This is a genomic window from Hyphobacterium sp. (genome assembly GCF_965229905.1).
Lineage (GTDB): Bacteria > Pseudomonadota > Alphaproteobacteria > Caulobacterales > Maricaulaceae > Hyphobacterium.
Window position 1 is genome coordinate 546,520 of record NZ_OZ245930.1, and the last position, 18,054, is coordinate 564,573.

Below are 18,054 nucleotides of genomic sequence, written 5' to 3' on the forward strand. Positions count from 1 at the left end.
GAGCCGTGACCGTGCGCGGACGGACGACGGATTTCCGCATGGAATTTGTCGATGCCGCCTGCCGCCAATGCGGTTTCGTCTTCGCGCTCAACCGCCCGGATAGCGCCTTCCTGATGGATTATTACCGCGACGCGCATATCGGCCATCGCGGCGGCGAATTGCACTTTGATGGCCAAGTACGGCGGGCCGCTGTTGCCGCACGTCTGCCGGCGGGTGGGCGGATCATTGAGATCGGCGCCAATGACGGGGCGTTTTGTGCGGAGCTTACCAAGGCCGGCTTCGATGCGTTCGGATTCGACCCGGTCGAAGCCGACGAGGCTGCCAGTGTCGAAAAAGGCTTCCTCGAAGTCGGTGTGGCGCCGGTCGCCCCGCAATCGGCCGACGCGGTGATCGCCTATTATGTGCTGGAGCACGTGATCGGGGCCGGCGACTGGCTGCGTTCGGCGCTGGCGCTGTTGAAAGATGGCGGTGTGTTGATCCTGGAGGTGCCGGACTATTCAACGCATCCGCAGGACTCGCTCAATGTCGAGCACTTGCTGCACTTCACGCCGGAGACCTTACGGGAGCTTCTGGAGCAACACGGGCTCGACGTTGAAAATGCTGGCGATCTGGTGCCGACCGTCGCTTATGGGCAGGCGATTGCCGCGCGGCTGGTCGATCGCGCACGGGCTGAGGCGCCGCGGCCACCGTCCCGGGATTATCTGGCAGGTGCGGCGGCGCGCCTTGAACAGGCGAAATCCGCTTATGCCGAGGCCAAGGCTGATCGCGACCGGCGGCAACAGGCCGCAGGAAGCGCGGCGGAGCTGGCGCGGACCGCCGATCCGTCAGGACAGGCATCAGTGTTTATCTGGGGCGCGAATGAGTATGCCGAGCGCGCCGCGCCGCTACTCGTGCCGGACTTCCATAACGTCTTCGTCGCCGACAAATCGGCGAGCAAGATCGGCTCGCCGTTTCCGGGCGTTTCCGCCGCGATTGTCCACCCGGAAACAGCCGCGACCGCGGCGCGGCGCATTTTCCTGTTGTGCTCGCCGAACTGGAACCGGCAGATCGCGGCCGAGATCGCCGAGCGGGGCTGGGAGGCGCTGGCGCTGATTGATGCAGTGACAGGTGAGCGCCTCGCCTTGTCCCGTCATCCCGGACAGGCGGAGCCTGATCCGGGACCCATGCCGGGCGGTTGAATTCACGGAATGGGTCCCGGGTTCTCGCTGACGCTCGCCCCGGGATGACGAATAAAGAGAGCAAGATTTCCCTCCTCACGAGGGGGAGGGAAAGTGTTTGACCAGCGATCCACAAATCTGGCCTCCCTCCGGCTTGACCGGAGGGCCTCCAAGAGCGCCGCAATCCTGTTCGAGACCCTCCGATTAGATCGCCCGCACAGCGGAACTCATCCCGCTGCGGCGTGATCAAATCACAGCCCGCCTATGCGAGGTTGCGCATCTTATCGCGTCGCTGGCAGGAAAGCGCTTTCTGGGAGGCTGTTTCTTTTCACAACAAGCCAGACGCACAGAACAAGCTCTGCCCCCGCCATGATCAACATGATCAACAACGCGACCGCCCCAGACCATTCGATATCCACGAAAAACAGGATGTAGGTAAAAGAGGCCAACACCAGAAACATTCCAATGACCTTTGGAATATATCCTGACTTTATTACGGAATAGCCGAGCACAAGAACATGCAATGCAAACAAGACATATCCCACCGATTTTATTGCGGCATAGCCGTACGCATCGATAATCTCGAAAAGCAGAGCGAGCACACCAACTATCAGGACGCCCGCATACAAAACGCGGAGCGCGCTCGTTATTCCTGCCAGAGTCTTGTTGGACACGCGAAGCACAATAAAAAGGCCCAGACCAATGATTGTGTCGAGGCCGAGCACTATCAAATAGCCGATTGACGCAAACCAGAACGAAACCGGATTATTTTCAATGTCGCTGGCTAGCGCTTCGGTATTTCCCGGCACAACAAAATTGGCCAGCAGAAAATCATCGACCAATGTGACAAGTAACACCGAAACCACAAAAGCGGTCCCGACGATTAGGGCCGCTCGGCTCGGGGGTGTACTGACCATTGGATTCTTCAATTGTGGCGGTCCTCAATAGCCTTCATCATTTCCCCCAGCCTCACCGCTTCTCCAGCAAGAACCATGTCCCGTCATCGGACCAGGAAATCGGGTCGCGGTGATAAAAGAAGCCGTAGTCCTTGAGTTCCAGCCGTCCCTTGAACCGGTCGAGCATCTCGCCGGCCCAGTCGCGCTTGAAGAGGCGGCCTTCATGGCCGCGGTAATTCACCTCGACAGGCGTCGGATTGTAGTATTCGAACAGGAGGATGTGGCGGTTGGAGGCGTTGAACAGCACGTCATAGACCTGCCCCAGCACCTCCGGATTGAGGTGGATCAGGACACCGCAAATCATGGTCAGGTCATGGGTCCGCGACGGTGTGTAATCGAGCACGGATGCGGTTTCGACCTTGGCAATGCCGAGCGCGTTCGCCTGCTTGGCGGATTCAGCATTGATCTCGATGGCCGACAGTTCGGTGGCGGGCGACACATTCTTCAGCGCCACCAGGTTGAGGCCGATATTGCAGCCGATCTCGAAGGCCGATCCGACCGGCGCGGCCCTGCGCAACATGCGCGCCATGCAGGCGGTCCGCGCCGCGACGAGGTCCGGTTTGAGGGCGCAACGCTCGCGGTAATCGTCGCCGAATTGCCCGGCCCAGAAGGCTTCCTGTTCGGTTTTGTAGCTCATGTCGTCTTCCTTGCGGCATGGAGGCGCTCGGCAAACGCCCAGTCGTCTTCGGTATCGATGTCGATGGCCTTCAGGCGATCGAGCAAAAAGGGTCGGAATTTCAGCGGCGCTGCGCCATCGATCTCGGCCATCAGGGCGGGTGCCGCAAAGACCGCGAACGCGCCGGCATCGCGATAGGCGGGCGTCAGATCCTGTGTGCGGGTGCCGAATTTCGCTTCGTTGGCGGTTCTCAGGAGCCCGTCTTTTTCAAGGAAGAGCTTTTCGATCGGCGAGCCGACCTCGGCCACGGCGAGCACGGGATGGTCGCGATCGCCCTCGAAGTCCGCGACGGCCGCCGCGATGTCCTGCGGTTCAACGAAGAAAGCCGTGGCGTAGAGCACAGCGGCGGTGTCGAAACGCTCGCCGCGGTGCTCATATTCGCTCAGCGTCCAGCCCATAACCGAACGGATCGGGGTGTGATCATCGGCGATGTCCGGATCGCGCCGGAAGTCCGGCGGATGACCCGCTTGTGCCGCCACTGTGGCGATCTCGTCATCGTCGGTCGAGACGTGGAGGGTGTCGAACAATCCGGTCGCCTCGGCGGCTCTCAGGATGTGGGTGAGCGCCGGCTGGCCCGCGAAGGGCCGGATATTCTTGCGCGGAATGCGCTTGGAACCGCCGCGCGCCGGCAGGATGGCGATGCGTTTCATGGCGCGATCCCTGTACGCAATATGTCGCCCGCTCGCGGCCCCTCATTCACGAGGAGATCGAGCGCCGACAGATTGGGTTCGAACGCACCGTGGAGCTGGGTGTATTCGGGATGGGCGTAGTCGAAATATTCCAGCGCGATGCCGGCCGTGTCGAAGGCGTCGCTGGCCTCGAGATAGGCTTTCGAACCGGGCGGTGAGAGATAATCGGTGACGCCCTGCGCCTGGCAGAGTGCGACGAGGCGGTCGACCTTCGCCGAATTGACCGGGGTCGCCGAGGCACGGACTGTAGGCGTCGTGATGCCGAATTCACCGGCCATCCAGTCGATAAGCGCGAGATTGAGATCGCAGAGGCGGTGATGCCCGGACGTCATGATGTTCTGCAGGAACGGCAGATGGCGGTCGGCATAGGGCGCCTTGGCGAAATTCATCTCGATCGTCCGCCACAGCGAATCCGGAAATTTCGCATCGGGCTGGATCTCGGCATCCGCGATGGATTGCTCGCGGCGGCCCTTGGTGAGCACCGGCACGGTCAGCCAGAGCGGGCCATTGGGCGTCTTGATGCGGTTGCGCTGCTGCCAGGAGCGCTTGTCGAACTGCACATCATCCAGAAAGACAAAGAGATCGACGGCGTCCATCAGCGCAAAGTAGCCGCACCAGGGCAGGAAGGTCGGCTGCATGATGGCGGCGCGCTTTGGCGCGGGAGCGGCAGCCGGCCTCATTCTTCGATCGCGGCGAGGACGCCGCCCTTCCCGTAATCATTGCCATTGTAAAAGACGATGCGCTGACCTCCGTGAGACAGGACAATGGCGTATTCGACCATGTCGCTATCCTCGCCATCGCCGGGTTCGAGCCCCGGCGGATCGGTGCGCGTCCAGTTGAGCCCGTCGGACGAGACCGCTTCGCGCAATCGATACGCCTCGCCCTTGGCCGCAAACCACATGCGCCAAGTCTCGCCATCATGCCAGACATAGGGGCGCGCCAGCGCGTTCTCGCCGGGTTCGAAATCAATGGCGACCCGCCCGTCGCGCTGCCAGTCGAGCCCGTCCTTCGAGCTTGCGATCTGGATGTTGTAACGCGGCAGGTCGGGATGCACCCATTCGACGCCGGCAACGTAGTACATGCGCCAGGCAATAGGGGTTCGCACCACCCATGGCGCGGTGTTGATGTAAGGATTGACGCGATTGCGCTCGAGGATCGGGGCTTGCGACCAGCGCTCGAATGAGGTGGCCGTGCCCGCGCGGATGGCCAGCCCGCCATAAAGGTCCATGCGCGTCGTGCCGCCCGGCTTGAAGCCGATATAGTAAAGCCGCGTTTCGTCGCCTGTATTGATGACGCAGGACGGCAGGACGCCATTATCATCGAATGTTCCGAGCGCTCCCGGCGCCAGTGCCGGTTGTGCGGCGCGATCGATCTCCACGTCAGGCTTCTCGAGGTCGATCAGCGACCAGCCAATGTGCGACTGGTTTTGATCATTCCGCCCGCCCCACCAGATGCGCCACAGCGAACCGTCGACCTGTTCGGGGGTCGGCAGCATGGCATGGGTACGCCCCCACCGGGTGTCGGGATCCGGCCGGATCACGGTGCCGAGCTTGCGCCAGCTAGTCATCGAGGCCGAAATAATTGTTGCGGATCTTGCGGCCCTTCGGATCGTCAGGCCCGAAGACGGTGGCCGGCGCGCCAAGCACGACCGAACCCGCCTCGACATCCCTGGTCAGGCTGGCATCCATGGCGATGAAGGCCTCGTCGCCGACGTTCAGAAAATCCCTTAGCGTCGCATTGACGCCGAAGAAGCAACGCTCGCCGATCCGGCAATGACCGGAAACGACGACGTGCGACGCGAAATAGGTGTGGCTGCCGATATGGGTGCCATGGCCAATATGATTGCCCGACCAGAGCATGACATTATCGCCCAGACACACGGTCGGCTGAAGGGTCTGGTTTTCGAGAATGAAGCAATTCTCGCCCATGACGAGGTCCGGCCAGACCGCCGACTTCGAACAGATATAGTTCGTAAGCGAATAACCAGCCGCCTTGGCCTGTTCGAACTTGGCCTGACGCAGCCGGTTGAGCTTCCTATAGGACAGCGCGACATGCATGCCGCAGCGGCCGGGCGGGAAGCGCTCCTGCACCTCCGACCAGGGCAGCAGGGGCAAGCCCTTGAAACTGTCGGTCTCGACATACTCATCGTCGACGGTGAAGGCGACGATCTCGTGGTCAGAATCGTGCGTGAAATAGTAGTGCGCCAGCTCGGCGATTTCCGCCGATCCGAAGATCACCAGTTCGCGTTTAGCGCTCATCGACCGCCTCCCAGGTGACGGGCTCATGCGCGGGGATCGCGGTTTTCGCTACGGCGCCGAACAGGCGTTCAAACTCGCGGGCGGCAATGCCCTTACGCGCCCGGATCGCCTTCACATTGTCCGGACCGATGGATTCGCCCGCCGCAATGTCCCGGGTCGCATAGAAATGCCGGCGGTAGATCGGCGACTTTGTCTCGGCCTCCTTCATCCCGAATTGCGGTCCGCCGAGTGCGTCATGCGCATCGCGCACCGTCTCGCAAAGGCGCTGGAGTTCGGGCGGCTCGATGGCGAAAGAGGAATCCGGCCCACCCGCGGTGCGATCGAGCACGAAGTGCTTCTCGATGATGGCGGCGCCCAGGCTCGCCGCGACAATCGGTGCGGTGATGTCCAGCGTGTGGTCGGAAAATCCGATCGGCACCGGAAACCGGTCCCGCATCGCGGTGATGTTGCGCATATTCGCGCTGTCAATCGGTGCGGGATAGGCGCTGACGCAATGAAGGAGGGCATAGTTGCGCACCCCCTCGCCTTCGAGAAACGACACCGTGTCGTCGATCTCGTCGAGTGTGGCGGTGCCGGTCGACAGGATCAGCGGTTTGCCGGTTCGCGCCGCATGGCGGATCAGCGGCCAGTCCGTGAACTCGTTCGACGCAATCTTGTGAGCCGGCGCTTCGAGCCGTTCCAGAAGGTCGACGGCATCATTGTCGAAGGGCGAGGAAAATACCGTAATGCCGCGGGTGCGGCCGTGATCGAAAAGCGCCGGAAACCACTCATACGGCGTCGCGGCTTCCTCATAGAGTCGATGCAGATTCCAGCCGGCCCAGGTGCCGGTCGTGATCTGAAAATCGGGCTTGTCGCTCGGCAGTGTCAGACTGTCCGCCGTATAGGTCTGGAACTTCACCGCATCGGCACCGCAAGCGGCAGCCACGTCGATCATTTCCAGTGCCTTGGCCAAATCCTTGTTATGATTGCCGGAAACCTCCGCGATAATGTAGGGCGGCTGGCCGTCGCCGATCTGGCGGCCGGCAATCTCGAAGGCAGCTCGGGGCGATTGGGCGTGGCGGGTCATCGATTGTGTCCAAGACTGGCCGTCACTGTTCCGCGATTCGCCTTAACGATTACTCGCCAAGATGTGTCCGCAGGGCGAGCGCCAGACGGTGCGCACCCCGGCCATCAATCGGCGGCGGTGCTTCCGGTATTTGCTCAAGCGCATTCTGTACGGCGCGCTGCAGGGCCAATGTCAGATCCGGCTGTCCCACGGTCAGCCGTTCGGCCAGGCCGGCCTCGACAAAGGCCGATTGCGCCGCATCGAATTCCTCGCCGGGGCTCAGGATCACCGCCGGCGTTTGCGTGGCCACCGCCTCATACTTGACAAGGCCCGGCCCGATCAGCGCAACGCGCGATCGCATGAATAGCGGATGCAAGGAGGACGGCGCACTTACGGCTTCACCGCCGAGCTGTACAACCCCGGTCTCAATCGCCGCAGCGCGGGCTTCGGCGATGCCGCCACCGATGGCCACCAGCAGGCGCGGACCGAACGGGCCGAGCGCGGCCAGCGCAATCTCGGTGAGTTGCCAGGGATCGGAGCCGGACATCATGACGAGCAGCCGGTCCCGCGTCTCCAGCGGCGTGGGCGGCGCACCGTATTCCGGCGCCAGAACGGCATACGCAGCGCCCACCAGATGTGGGATTTGATAAGATTGATCCGCCGTCGCGCCGAGATAAGGCGTCACGAGGAGATCGGGCGGCACCGGGCCGCCAAAGGCATCCGGGCCCAGCCCTTCGATCACCGCGATCTTCCGGCCAGAGGCTTTCAGGGCGGCGACCAGCGCCGGCAATCCAGTGCGGCATTGCGCATTCGACAGATCGAGCACCACGGGCCCGGGCGGATAGGCGCTGGCTTCGGCTTGCGGTGACAAATTCCGCGGGATCGTCCGGTGGGCAAATCCGCCCTCCGAAACGCGCCGTCGGAAATCTCCGGCGTCATCATCAAGTATGAAGCCGGCTTCGATGCCTTCGGCGGTCATGGCTTGCGCCAGCGACCAGCAGCGCATGGCATGCCCCCAGCCAATGTCAGGGCCCAGCCGGCAGCGCAGCCAGATCATAGCGCTTTGTGGCCGGTGACATCTCCCACGGCGCGAATGACGCGGTGGGCGTCGTCGTCGGTCATGCCGACGAAGAGCGGGATCGACAGGCAGGTGCGATAATATTCCGCCGCGCCGGGCAAGGGCGACGGATCGTCATAGAGCTTCTGGGTGTGCACCGGGATGTAGTGGACCTGGCTGCCAATGCCGCGCTCACGCAAGGCGTTCATCACCTCGATGCGGGTGGTGCCGAGGGCCTCGAAATCGATCCGCAGCACGTAGAGATGCCAGCACGGATCCTGGTCCGGCATCCGGGCTATCGGCCGGACATGCTCGCCGAACCGCGCAAAGCCCCTGTCATAGATCGAAGCCAGCTCGCGCCGGCGCGCCACGAACCGGTCCAGCTTCGAGAGCTGCGATCCAAGCAAGGCCGCATTGATGTCCGGCAGGCGGTAGTTCCAGCCGAGTTCGTGCAGTTCCTGCCGCCAGGGTTCGGCGGGATCGCCGATAAATTCGCCGGTCTCGCGGGTAATGCCGTGGCTGCGCAGGCGTCGCAGCCGTTCGGCCAGTTCGGCATCATTCGTGGTGATCGCGCCGCCTTCGCCGGCCGCGAGGGTTTTCACGGGATGGAAGGAGAATGTGGCCGCATCGCAGAACCGGCCGTCCCCGACCTGGCCGCCGGAGCGGCGGGTTCCGATGGCGTGACAGGAATCCTCGACGATCGCCGCGCCGTGCTCACGGGCAAGGTCCGCGATCGCCGCCATGTCACAGCTCTGGCCGCCAAGATGTACCGGAAGGATCGCTTTCACAGGGCCGCCGGCGCGCGCCATCGCGTCGGCCAATGTGGCGCGCGTCATCAGGCCGGTCGCCGGATCGACATCGGCAAAAAACACCCGGCCGCCGCAATAGAGAACGGCATTTGCTGTCGCGACGAAGGTGATGGTGGGAACAATACAGATGTCGCCGTCGCCAACGCCCAGGCCCGCGAGCGCCAGATGCAGCGCAGCGGTGCCATTCGAGCAAGCGATCGCATGACCGGCGCCGGTCGCCTTCTCAAACGCACGCTCGAACCGGTCGATTTCCGGTCCGCAAGTCAGGAAGTCGGTTTTCAGCACGCGGGTGACGGCGGCGATGTCCGCCTCGTCAATGAATTGCCGGCCATAGGGCAGAAAGCGTTCGCTCATGGCTCATCATTGGCGGGAGTCGGGTGTAAAGGGGAAGAGGCCTGATCTCCCCTCGCCGTGAGGGGGAGGGTCGGCGATCCGTCAGGATCGGCGGGGTGGGGTGAAGCGTCCGTGCAGACCAATCCCCCCACCCCTACCCCTCCCCACAAGGGGGAGGGGAAAGTCGCGCGGCTTGAAAAGCTCAATCCAAAGAAAAAGCGGCGAGCTCGCGCCCGCCGCCCTTTGCCGCATGAAGGTGTGTCTGGTGACTACCGGCTGCCCAGCAGCGACAGAATGATCTGGGGCTGGGAGTTGGCGATCGACAGGGATTGTACGCCCAGTTGCTGTTTCACCTGCAAGGCCTGCAAGCGCGCGCTCTCCTTGGCCAAATCGGCATCGACCAGATTGCCAACGCCGGTGGACAGGGAGTCCATCAGCTTGCCGACAAATGTCCGGTGCGCATCCATCTTCTTGGCGTCGGAGCCCAGATTGGCCAGCGCCTGATTGACATTGTCGAGGCTGGTCTGGATGGCCGACATGGCGTTGGACGCCATGGTCACCGTGCCGAGGCTCGACGTTGCGGCGAGCGTGATGATCGATCCGCCGAAGCTCAAATCCTGCGATCGCAGCGTGATCGAGCGGGAGGCGTCGGCGTCGGCCAGGAAGGCGATCCCATTGGTGATCGAACCGTTGAGGATATTGGCACCGTCGAACTCGGCATTCTGCAGGATGACCGAAATCTGATCGATCAGCGCCTTGAAATCGGCGTCATAGGATTGCCGCGAGAAGGTATCGATCGACGGGTCCATGGCGGCGGTCGCCTTTTCGCGCATCTGCACCAGGAGGTCGGAGATGGCCTCGCCGGCCGCCAGCGCGACATCGGCGATGGAGACCGAGCGGTCGAGGCTGGTCTGAACCGCAGACAGTGCGCGGATATCCGAGCGCATGCTCTGCGCAACGGCGAAGACCGCGGCATTGTCCTTGGCACCGCCGACGCGCAGGCCGGTGTTCAGCTTGGTCTGAACTTCGGCCAATTCGTCATTGGTCTTGTTGAGGTTCTGCAATGCGACCATAGCGGCGGCATTGGTGTGAATAGAGAGGGTCATGCGGCTCCCCTTTGCTGTGTCCTTCGGACGCCCGGAGCGATTGTCGCCCGGTAATCAGCTCTGGGGTCGCAAGGGCCGTGCCGACCCGCCGCAATAATTAGTGACGTTAAATCAGTAGCTTCGGTCTGGCAAAAAGGGACCACCCAGCGAACCGGCTATTTTTGCCGGGCTGATTAACGTCCAGTGGTCCGCCTTTGCCGGGCGGGGCCGGTCAGGCTTGCCGGTCGATCAGGCCGCCCTGCCGCGTGCGCAGATATTCGCGCAGCGAGAGGATTTCCTCGCTGGGCCATTGGCGCAAGACGCTGCCATTCCGGCTATCGACGAGGCGGTAGACGAATACGTCGGCACCCTCGTGCTTCTCGATCGCCAGTTTGGAGCCCGCGAACGCTTCCTCTGCCATGCGGTCGATCGTAGCCTTCATTTCTTCGAAGCTGACCGGATCCGGTTTGCCCTTCTGCTTGGCGTCGGTGTCGTTCTTGGATGGGGGCGATTGGACTGGCGCAGGCGCCGCCCTGAATCCCACTGTTGGCGCAGATGTAGCTGCACTGATTTTTTGTACCAACTCGTTCATTTCAAACTGCCGGCGGGTTCTCCGCCAACACCTCCATGATGTGTCGGATACCCGTTAGCGCGGAGTGGGTGGCCGGGACGGAACCCCTTCTATCCCGGCCACCGCAAATCCCGCGATTAACGGAAATATCCGAGGATCGCGCTCGGTGCGGAATTCGCGATCGAAAGCGCCTGGATGCCCAGCTGCTGCTTGACTTGCAGCGACTGGAGGCGGGCGCTTTCCCTGGCGAGATCCGCATCGACGAGATTGCCGATGCCCTTTTCGAGGGCGTCCGACAGTGCTCCGACAAACGTCTTGTGGATTTCCAGCGCCTTGGAGCCGGTCCCGAAGCGGGCCAGCGAGGCACTCAGATTGTCCAGAGACGTGCCAATCTGGCTGGCGATATTGTCGGCCTGGGTTGCGGTCGAGAACGATGCGTTCGTTGCAATCGTGATGATCGAACCCGAGAGCGACAGATCCTCATCCGCCACCGTGATGTTGTTCGAGCCGTCAGCATTGGCCAGCGCCGAAATGCCGGTGGTCGATCCATCAATCAGATTGGTGCCGTTAAATTCGGCATTCGCGATAATCGTCTTCAGCTGATCGCGCAGAGCGGTGAAATCAGCGTTCAACGAGGTGCGCGACGCGGAATCCAGCGACGAATCCGCAGCTGCCAGAGCCTTTTCCTTCATCTCGACGAGCATGTCGGAGAGGGCTTCACCAGCGGCGAGCGCAACATCGACCGTCGAAACGGCGAGGTCGATGGAGTTGGTCACAGCCTTGTAACCCGCGACATCGGCGCGCATCGACTGGGCAATGGCGAACACGCCGCCATTATCCTTCGCCGATGCCACGGCGAGGCCGGTGTTGATCCGGCTTTGCACCTGTTCCAGCTCCATATTGGTCCGGTTCAGGTTCTGCAGGGCGATCATCGCGCCTGCATTGGTGTTGATCGTAGCCATTTTCTTGGCCTTTCCCTTTCTGGTTATGTCGCCGGCTTTTTGCCGGCCATTATCCAGCGGCGATCCTCACCGCCGCCGAATTCCCACCCTTCCGGATTACCGGAAGTATCCCAGTATCGCGCTCGGCGCGGAGTTCGCGATCGACAGCGCCTGAATGCCCAGCTGCTGCTTGACCTGCAGCGACTGGAGACGGGCGCTTTCTTTCGCCAGATCCGCGTCGACGAGATTGCCGATGCCCTTTTCGAGGGCGTCGGACAGCTTGCCGACGAACGTCTTGTGGATTTCGAGCGCTTTCGAACCCGTACCCAGACGTGCCAGCGAAGCATTGAGGTTGTTGAGCGAGGTCTCGATCGCGGTGGCTTGCGTCGAGGCCGCCGCTGCCGTCGAGAAGGACGCCGTGGCGGCAACCGTCACGACACCGCCGCCCAGCGACAGGTTTTCGTCCAGCACGGTGATCGTGTTCGAGCCGTCTGCATTGGCCAGGGCCGAAATGCTGGCGACCGAGTTATTGATCAGATTGGTGCCGTTGAACGAAGCATTTGAAACAATGGTGGAGATCTGATCGCGCAACGCTTTGAAGTCTTCGTTCAGAGCGGTCCGCGAAGCGGTATCCAGCGAGGAATCTGCACCGGCCAGTGCCTTTTCCTTCATCTCGACCAGAATGTCGGAGATGGCCTCACCTGCTGCCAGAGCAACGTCCACGGTGGAGACCGCCAGATCAATGGAATTGTTGACGGCTTTGTAGCCGGCAACATCCGCACGCATCGACTGGGCGATGGCGAACAGGCCGCCATTATCCTTGGCTGACGAAACCGCCAGGCCGGTATTGATGCGTGTTTGAACCTGTTCAAGTTCCATATTGGTCTTGTTCAGATTCTGCAGAGCGACCATCGCGCCCGCATTGGTATTGATAGTAGCCATTTCTTGGCCCTTTCCTTTTGTTTATAAAGCCGGCGTTTTGCCGACCCGGGTATCTGACAGGCCGCCTGCTGGCGCCCGCCAAATGCTGCTATCCCGCTGAATTAGCGGAAGTATCCTAGAATTGCCGCCGGTGCCGAATTGGCGATCGCGAGCGCTTGAATGCCCAACTGCTGCTTGACCTGAAGCGACTGGAGGCGGGCGCTTTCTTTCGCCAGATCCGCATCGACGAGATTGCCGATGCCCTTTTCCAAGGCATCGGACAGCTTGCTGATAAAGGTGTTGTGGATTTCCAAGGCTTTCGAGCCGGTGCCCAGGCGGGCCAGCGACGTATTCAAATTATCCAGCGACGTGCCGATCTGGCTGGCAATCGTGTCGGCCTGCGTGGCGGTGGCGAAAGACGATGTGGCGGATATCGTCAGGCGGGTCCCTGTCAGCGACAGGTCTTCGGCTTGTACGGTGATGGTGTTGGAACCATCGGCATTGGCCAGCGCGGTGATGTTGCCGGCGCCATTGGAAATCAGATTGGTGCCGTTGAATTCGGCATTGGCGACGATCGTTCCGATCTGGTCGCGCAACGCCTTGAAGTCCTCGTTGAGCGCCGTCCGGGATGCGGCGTCGAGAGAGGTATCGGCCGCAGCCAGCGCCTTTTCCTTCATTTCAACGAGAATGTCGGAGATGGCTTCGCCGGCGGCCAGCGCGACGTCGACGGTCGACTGCGCCAGATCGATCGAGTTACCGACCGCACGATAGCCGGCCACGTCAGCCCGCATGGACTGCGCAATCGCATAAATACCGCCATTGTCTTTTGCAGAGGAGACCGCGAGACCGGTGTTGATCCGCGTTTGAACCTGCTCAAGCTCCATATTGGTCTTGTTCAGGTTCTGCAGGGCGATCATCGCACCCGCATTGGTATTAATGGTAGCCATTTCTTGGCCCTTCCCTTTCTGGTCATGACGCCGGCGTTTTGCCCGCGAGGACTTCTGTCCCGCGTACGGACTCGCAAGGGTGGGGCCAGTTGCGACGCGGCCCATTTGGCCGCGGATCTAAGTCTTTGAAATCGAATCAAAGATTTTTCTTGCGTCGAGGCGAATCAAAAACCGGGTGGGCAAGAAGTGCCGGGCAAGGCTGCAACCGGACGGAATAAATTGCCGACCGGCCAGAATTGCCGGGCTCTCAAATCCCTAAAATGACTCAAAAAAATGGGGCCGCCTGTGGTGGAAGACGGCCCCCAAAACTTCCTACTGGAAGAAGGATAGAATCGCTTGCGGGCGCTGATTGGCAATGCCCAACGCCTGGATCCCCAGCTGCTGCTTGACCTGCAGCGACTGGAGCCGGGCGCTTTCTTTTGCCAGGTCTGCGTCGACAAGATTTCCGATCCCGGTTTCCAGCGCGTCTGTCAGCTTGGTCACGAAGGTCTTGTGAATTCCCAAGGCCTTCGATTCCGTGCCCAGACGTGCCAGAGCTGCGTTGACGTTATCGAGCGAGGTGCCCAGCTGGCTGGCGATGTTGTCCGCCTGCGTCGCCGTTGTGAACGCCGCATTGGACGCGATCGTGATCAGCGCACCGGTCGCCCCCAGAACGAGGTTCTCGTCCTGCACCGTGATCGTGTTCGACCCGTCAGCATTCGCCAGCGCGGTCATCTGCGCCGTTGAATTGTTGAGCAAATTCGATCCGTTGAACTCGGCGTTGGTTACGATCGTCTTGATTTGATCCCGCAGAGCCGTGAAATCAGCGTTCAGGGCTGTCCGGGATGCGGTATCAAGCGAGGTATCCGCTCCGGCGAGTGCTTTTTCCTTCATCTCGACGAGCAGGTCGGAAATGGCCTCGCCTGCCGCCAAGGCCACATCCACGGTCGAGATGAGGCGGTTGATCGAATCGGTGACGGCCCCATAGCCGCTCACCTGAGACCGCATCCGCTGGGCAATGGCATAAATGCCGCCATTGTCCTTCGCACCGGCCACTTCGAGGCCGGTGTTGATGCGCGACTGGGTCTCCTCAAGTTGCATATTGGTCTTGTTCAGATTCTGGAGGGCGATCATCGCCCCCGCATTGGTATTGACAGAAAGTGTCATTGTTGGGGTTCCTCCGTTCTGGAAGCGATATGGCCCCGCGCGTTATGGGGGCCTCCAGGACGTTTTGTCCTGCGCACGAAGGCGCAAGAAATGCGCCACGGCGCAACGGAGCGCAGACCGGCTTCGTCGCTGAATTTATTGATGTTTCACGCCTCGACATCCAGCGGCTAACGGCCGCCGGACGGATTTTGCGGGCAAAGACTGCCGGGTCGGCGGAAATGGCCTAGCTGGCGACGGGCTCGCTCTGGGGCTGCAAGCCCTGCATGATGGTGCGGTTGATCTCGATCAGGATATCCATATCGCCGCCCTCGCGCATCACCTCGGACGACTGTTTCGACACGAATATCGACAGCGAGATGATCGAGGCCCGCAGTCCTTCGGGCAGACGATTGCCGGCATCTGCGCAATCCAGCGCAAAGGCGCTCCAGACGCGGCGATTCCAGTCGAGCGCGGCCGAGCGTTTCTTGATCTGTAACGCGTCGGCGTCATTGGCTTGGATCAAGGCGCGCGTGACCTGAGCAAATAACCGGTATTCCGTGCTGCGCGGATCTTCGGCCCGCGTGGCGGCATTCTGATAAGCGTTAAGAGACACCCTTCAGCCTCTCGTCTTCATAAGCAATGAGTTTGCGGCAGCGGATCAGCGCCTTGTAATACTCGCCAGCCATGACATCGCGCGAAATGGCGACGCAATGCTGCAGCATTTCCGGTGCCGAGATCGCGTTCATGAATTCGGTCATGCGCAGCACGAATTCGTCATACGCTTTGTCGTCCGTTTTATCGGACAAATACATGACCATGATCGGAAAGTAGACGCGGCGGGCCGGCGTGGTGACTTCATGCTCATGCATGATGTCTTTTTCGCGCAGCACGGAAGCTTTGTTCTGGAGCACGAGAGTCGCCCGCCGGTCGCCGTTCTGCATCACGGCCCCGTTGAGTACGAATTTCTCGCCAGGCTTGAGCGACAATTTGAGCGGCATACGCCTTCCCCGGAATGCGTCGGCTGCGCACCGACCCGAGATCACTTAAGCAGGGCCGGGTGAATAAAGCGTTGCGGCCCCCTCAGACGACTGTGCCGGACATCGTCTCCGATGCCCGGCACAGCTTTCAAATCGCAATCGCGCTTGGTTTTAGTCGGCGCTGTAAGGCAGCGAAGAGTGGTGGAGCACGATCTTCAGCTCGCCATCGTCGCCACGAACATAGCCGAAGCTGTATTCGACTTTCACTTCGTCACCTTCGGTGGTCGTGAAGAAGTAATTCCCCATAGCCATGGCGCTATCTTCGTCGATGATCGTGCCTTCGTTCTCCCAGCGCACAGCCGTGTACGGGGCGATGGCAAAACCGTTGTCTTCCGCGATTTCACCGCCCACGAAATAGGACAGGGCTTCGTCGAAATCGCCGCGGAATTGATCGTCGGACGCCAGCGTCGGCTTAAACAGCACGTCGTGCGAGCCATAAGCGTAGAAGCGCTCGATGTGGGCCGTAGCGGCGGCAGCGTAGTCTTCGTCTGCCGTGTAGGCGGCGCCAATAGCGACAATGCCTTCACCCCAAGCCTGCTGCGCGGCGGCGACTTCCTCGGCCGTGATGGCTTCGCTAGCAAAGGCCACAGGCGCGAAGATCGAGCCCGCGAGGAGAGCGGAGAGGAGAGATTTTTTCATGGAACAAGTCCTTCTTGTTTTCGGCGGGTTATTACGAGCCGCAATTAGGAAGGCGACGGCAACATTACCAATGGAAATTTGGACCGAAACCTATAACTTGAGGAAATGGATCCAGATGGCCGTTCCCGATGCGCCCAACCTTGAGACAGCTGGAGTACTTTGTTGCGGTCGCCGAAACCGGATCGTTCGGCGCAGCCGCACAAACGCTGCACATCTCGCAACCGGGACTGTCCAAACAAATTGCGGTGCTTGAGGCCGAGCAGGGCCTTACCTTGTTCCGGCGGACATCACGGTCAGTGGCGCTGACACAGGAAGGATCTGCGCTTCTGAAAGAGGCCAAAACCACGCTGGCAGCGGCTCGGTCTTTCCGTTCACTGGCCCGCAAGCTGGCGGGAGACGCGAGCACGCGTTTTCTTGCTGGCGTTCTGCCGTCCATCGGCGCGTATTTCATGCCGCGGCTGCGCGAGCGGCTGCAGTCACGCAAGCCCGATATCAGGATTTCGCTTGTGGAGGGACCGTCGCGCGAATTGCTGGCCCGGCTGAGATCCGGTGAGCTGGATTTTGTGATCGCGTCGATCAGCGATGCCACCGGACTGGAATGCCTGCCGCTGTTTGAAGAAACCCTCTGGTTCTGCAGCGCTCCCGGCGATCCGCTTATGGACAGCGACACGCCGAGCCCGCTGTCCGCGCTTGCGGGACGGCCGCTGTTGACGCTGTCGCCGGAATTCTACCTCACACGGGTCGTCGAACAATTGGCACGGGAGATCGGGGCAACGCTGAGCAGCGAATACCGCGGGGCCAGTCTCGACGCCATTCGTCAGATGGCCGCTAGTGGCGACGGTATTGCCATTCTGCCGAGTCTCTATGCGTTGGGCGAAGCGATCCGGGACCCGAATTTCAAGGTGCGCCGGATTGATCATCCCGATGCGATCCACCCGGTCTTTCTATACTGGCGCCCCAACGCCACTGACCCGGCATTCTTCCGATCGCTAGGCGAAGAGATGATTGCCGAGAAAATGCAGATCCGTGCCGAACGGGACGCGCGGTTCCAGATCTGAAGCCCCGCAGTCTCACCATTCAATTCGTTTGCCGTCCCACGCATAGCTATAGCCGCTATCGTTTGCCGACAGGTTTCCGAGCACGCCGAGCAGGTGTGCGGCGGACTTCTCCGGCGAAAACAGCTTATCGTCCGGGACGTTCCGCTGAAACGGCTGCGAGAGCGGCGTGTCCACCGTTCCCGGGTGCAATCCCACGGAAATGGCCTGTTTGCGCTTGCGGCCCAGCTCGATGGCAAAATTGCGGATCATCATGTTGAGGGCCGCTTTCGAGGCCCGGTAACTGTGCCAGCCGCCGAGGCGATTGTCGCCGATTGAGCCCACGCGGGCGGAAAGCGCTGCAAAAATGCCGGTCTCATCACGCGGCAGATGATCAAGCAAGTGTTTGGCGATCAGCGCCGGGCCGGTGGCATTCAGCGCGAACACCCGCGCCATCACTTCGGGGTCGAGCTCTCGCCAGGACCGCTCCGGACCGAAACTCTCGCCATGCAGAACGCCTGTTGCGACAATCACGAGATGGACCGGGCCGCGTTCATCCAGACCTTTGGCGGCCTGCGCGATGCTATCCTCTTCAGCGAGGTCAAATGCAAATCCCGTCACCTTTTCGGCGGCCGGTATCGCGTTGCGTGCACCGGCGAAAATCGCGGCACAGCGCTCGTCTTCGCTTAGCGCTTTGACAAAAGCGCGGCCAATACCGCCGCTCGCGCCGAACACCGCTGCGGTGTAGTTGCCGGGGAGATTATTCAGCATGTC

General features: G+C 61.2%; 21 protein-coding genes. 2 read left to right on the forward strand and 19 right to left on the reverse strand.

Translation table 11 applies throughout. The features are described 5' to 3' along the window. The first annotated feature begins 38 nt into the window (after window positions 1–38). On the forward strand, window positions 39–1,178 hold the full coding sequence (locus ACO08C_RS02745) for a class I SAM-dependent methyltransferase (protein ID WP_421787334.1): 1,140 nt from the start codon (window positions 39–41) through the stop codon (window positions 1,176–1,178). Window positions 1,179–1,438: 260 nt separating this feature from the next. Here the strand turns inward: ACO08C_RS02745 and ACO08C_RS02750 are convergent, their stop codons facing one another. The 18 genes from ACO08C_RS02750 to ACO08C_RS02835 all read right to left on the reverse strand — a co-directional run bounded on the left by ACO08C_RS02750 (window position 1,439) and on the right by ACO08C_RS02835 (window position 16,246). Further along, on the reverse strand, window positions 1,439–2,074 hold the full coding sequence (locus tag ACO08C_RS02750) for a DUF4386 domain-containing protein (protein ID WP_421787336.1): 636 nt from the start codon (window positions 2,072–2,074) through the stop codon (window positions 1,439–1,441). 52 nt (window positions 2,075–2,126) lie between these two features. Next, the gene (locus ACO08C_RS02755; protein ID WP_421787337.1) at window positions 2,127–2,750 is read right to left on the reverse strand and encodes a pseudaminic acid biosynthesis-associated methylase; all 624 of its coding nucleotides are present in this window, start codon (window positions 2,748–2,750) and stop codon (window positions 2,127–2,129) included. Continuing rightward, complete coding sequence (locus ACO08C_RS02760) at window positions 2,747–3,439, reverse strand: cytidylyltransferase domain-containing protein (RefSeq protein WP_421787339.1); 693 nt, start codon at window positions 3,437–3,439, stop codon at window positions 2,747–2,749. The genes ACO08C_RS02755 and ACO08C_RS02760 overlap by 4 nt, the downstream gene beginning before the upstream one ends. Continuing rightward, window positions 3,436–4,158, reverse strand: coding sequence for a WbqC family protein (locus ACO08C_RS02765; RefSeq protein WP_421787341.1), 723 nt, complete (start codon window positions 4,156–4,158; stop codon window positions 3,436–3,438). The genes ACO08C_RS02760 and ACO08C_RS02765 overlap by 4 nt, the downstream gene beginning before the upstream one ends. Beyond that, entirely contained in the window at window positions 4,155–5,045 is an 891-nt protein-coding gene (locus tag ACO08C_RS02770) for a hypothetical protein (RefSeq protein WP_421787343.1), read from the reverse strand. Before ACO08C_RS02770 ends, ACO08C_RS02765 begins: the two co-directional genes overlap by 4 nt. Then, on the reverse strand, window positions 5,038–5,736 hold the full coding sequence (locus ACO08C_RS02775) for an acetyltransferase (RefSeq protein WP_421787345.1): 699 nt from the start codon (window positions 5,734–5,736) through the stop codon (window positions 5,038–5,040). The genes ACO08C_RS02770 and ACO08C_RS02775 overlap by 8 nt, the downstream gene beginning before the upstream one ends. Further along, window positions 5,726–6,802, reverse strand: coding sequence for a pseudaminic acid synthase (gene pseI / locus ACO08C_RS02780; RefSeq protein WP_421787346.1), 1,077 nt, complete (start codon window positions 6,800–6,802; stop codon window positions 5,726–5,728). The genes ACO08C_RS02775 and pseI overlap by 11 nt, the downstream gene beginning before the upstream one ends. Window positions 6,803–6,851: 49 nt before the next feature. Continuing rightward, window positions 6,852–7,838 (reverse strand): hypothetical protein, encoded by a 987-nt coding sequence (locus tag ACO08C_RS02785; protein ID WP_421787347.1) that lies wholly within the window; start codon window positions 7,836–7,838, stop codon window positions 6,852–6,854. Then, window positions 7,835–9,001 carry a UDP-4-amino-4,6-dideoxy-N-acetyl-beta-L-altrosamine transaminase gene (pseC, locus tag ACO08C_RS02790; RefSeq protein WP_421787349.1) on the reverse strand — a complete coding sequence of 389 codons (1,167 nt, stop codon included), beginning with the start codon at window positions 8,999–9,001 and terminating at the stop codon, window positions 7,835–7,837. Before pseC ends, ACO08C_RS02785 begins: the two co-directional genes overlap by 4 nt. Window positions 9,002–9,249: 248 nt before the next feature. Continuing rightward, window positions 9,250–10,086, reverse strand: coding sequence for a flagellin (locus ACO08C_RS02795; protein ID WP_421787350.1), 837 nt, complete (start codon window positions 10,084–10,086; stop codon window positions 9,250–9,252). Between the two features lie 211 nt (window positions 10,087–10,297). Next, window positions 10,298–10,657 (reverse strand): flagellar protein FlaG, encoded by a 360-nt coding sequence (locus tag ACO08C_RS02800; RefSeq protein WP_421787352.1) that lies wholly within the window; start codon window positions 10,655–10,657, stop codon window positions 10,298–10,300. A gap of 116 nt (window positions 10,658–10,773) precedes the next feature. Then, complete coding sequence (locus tag ACO08C_RS02805; protein WP_421787353.1) at window positions 10,774–11,598, reverse strand: flagellin; 825 nt, start codon at window positions 11,596–11,598, stop codon at window positions 10,774–10,776. A 96-nt stretch (window positions 11,599–11,694) separates the two neighbouring features. Beyond that, window positions 11,695–12,519 carry a flagellin gene (locus ACO08C_RS02810; RefSeq protein WP_421787354.1) on the reverse strand — a complete coding sequence of 275 codons (825 nt, stop codon included), beginning with the start codon at window positions 12,517–12,519 and terminating at the stop codon, window positions 11,695–11,697. Between the two features lie 101 nt (window positions 12,520–12,620). Then, the gene (locus ACO08C_RS02815) at window positions 12,621–13,445 is read right to left on the reverse strand and encodes a flagellin (RefSeq protein WP_421788641.1); all 825 of its coding nucleotides are present in this window, start codon (window positions 13,443–13,445) and stop codon (window positions 12,621–12,623) included. A gap of 312 nt (window positions 13,446–13,757) precedes the next feature. Continuing rightward, entirely contained in the window at window positions 13,758–14,591 is an 834-nt protein-coding gene (locus ACO08C_RS02820) for a flagellin (protein ID WP_421787355.1), read from the reverse strand. Between the two features lie 223 nt (window positions 14,592–14,814). Further along, a complete protein-coding gene (flaF, locus tag ACO08C_RS02825) occupies window positions 14,815–15,183 on the reverse strand; it encodes a flagellar biosynthesis regulator FlaF (RefSeq protein ID WP_421787357.1) in 369 nt (122 codons plus the stop codon). Continuing rightward, the gene (gene flbT / locus ACO08C_RS02830) at window positions 15,173–15,568 is read right to left on the reverse strand and encodes a flagellar biosynthesis repressor FlbT (RefSeq protein WP_421787358.1); all 396 of its coding nucleotides are present in this window, start codon (window positions 15,566–15,568) and stop codon (window positions 15,173–15,175) included. Before flbT ends, flaF begins: the two co-directional genes overlap by 11 nt. A 150-nt stretch (window positions 15,569–15,718) precedes the next feature. Continuing rightward, a complete protein-coding gene (locus tag ACO08C_RS02835; protein WP_421787360.1) occupies window positions 15,719–16,246 on the reverse strand; it encodes a phosphoribosyl-AMP cyclohydrolase in 528 nt (175 codons plus the stop codon). Window positions 16,247–16,386: 140 nt separating this feature from the next. Between ACO08C_RS02835 and ACO08C_RS02840 the strand changes: the two genes are divergently transcribed. Beyond that, complete coding sequence (locus tag ACO08C_RS02840; RefSeq protein ID WP_421787361.1) at window positions 16,387–17,304, forward strand: LysR family transcriptional regulator; 918 nt, start codon at window positions 16,387–16,389, stop codon at window positions 17,302–17,304. Between the two features lie 12 nt (window positions 17,305–17,316). On the opposite strand, the gene ACO08C_RS02845 is transcribed toward ACO08C_RS02840, so the two are convergent. Further along, a complete protein-coding gene (locus ACO08C_RS02845; protein WP_421787363.1) occupies window positions 17,317–18,051 on the reverse strand; it encodes an SDR family NAD(P)-dependent oxidoreductase in 735 nt (244 codons plus the stop codon). Window positions 18,052–18,054 lie beyond the last annotated feature (3 nt).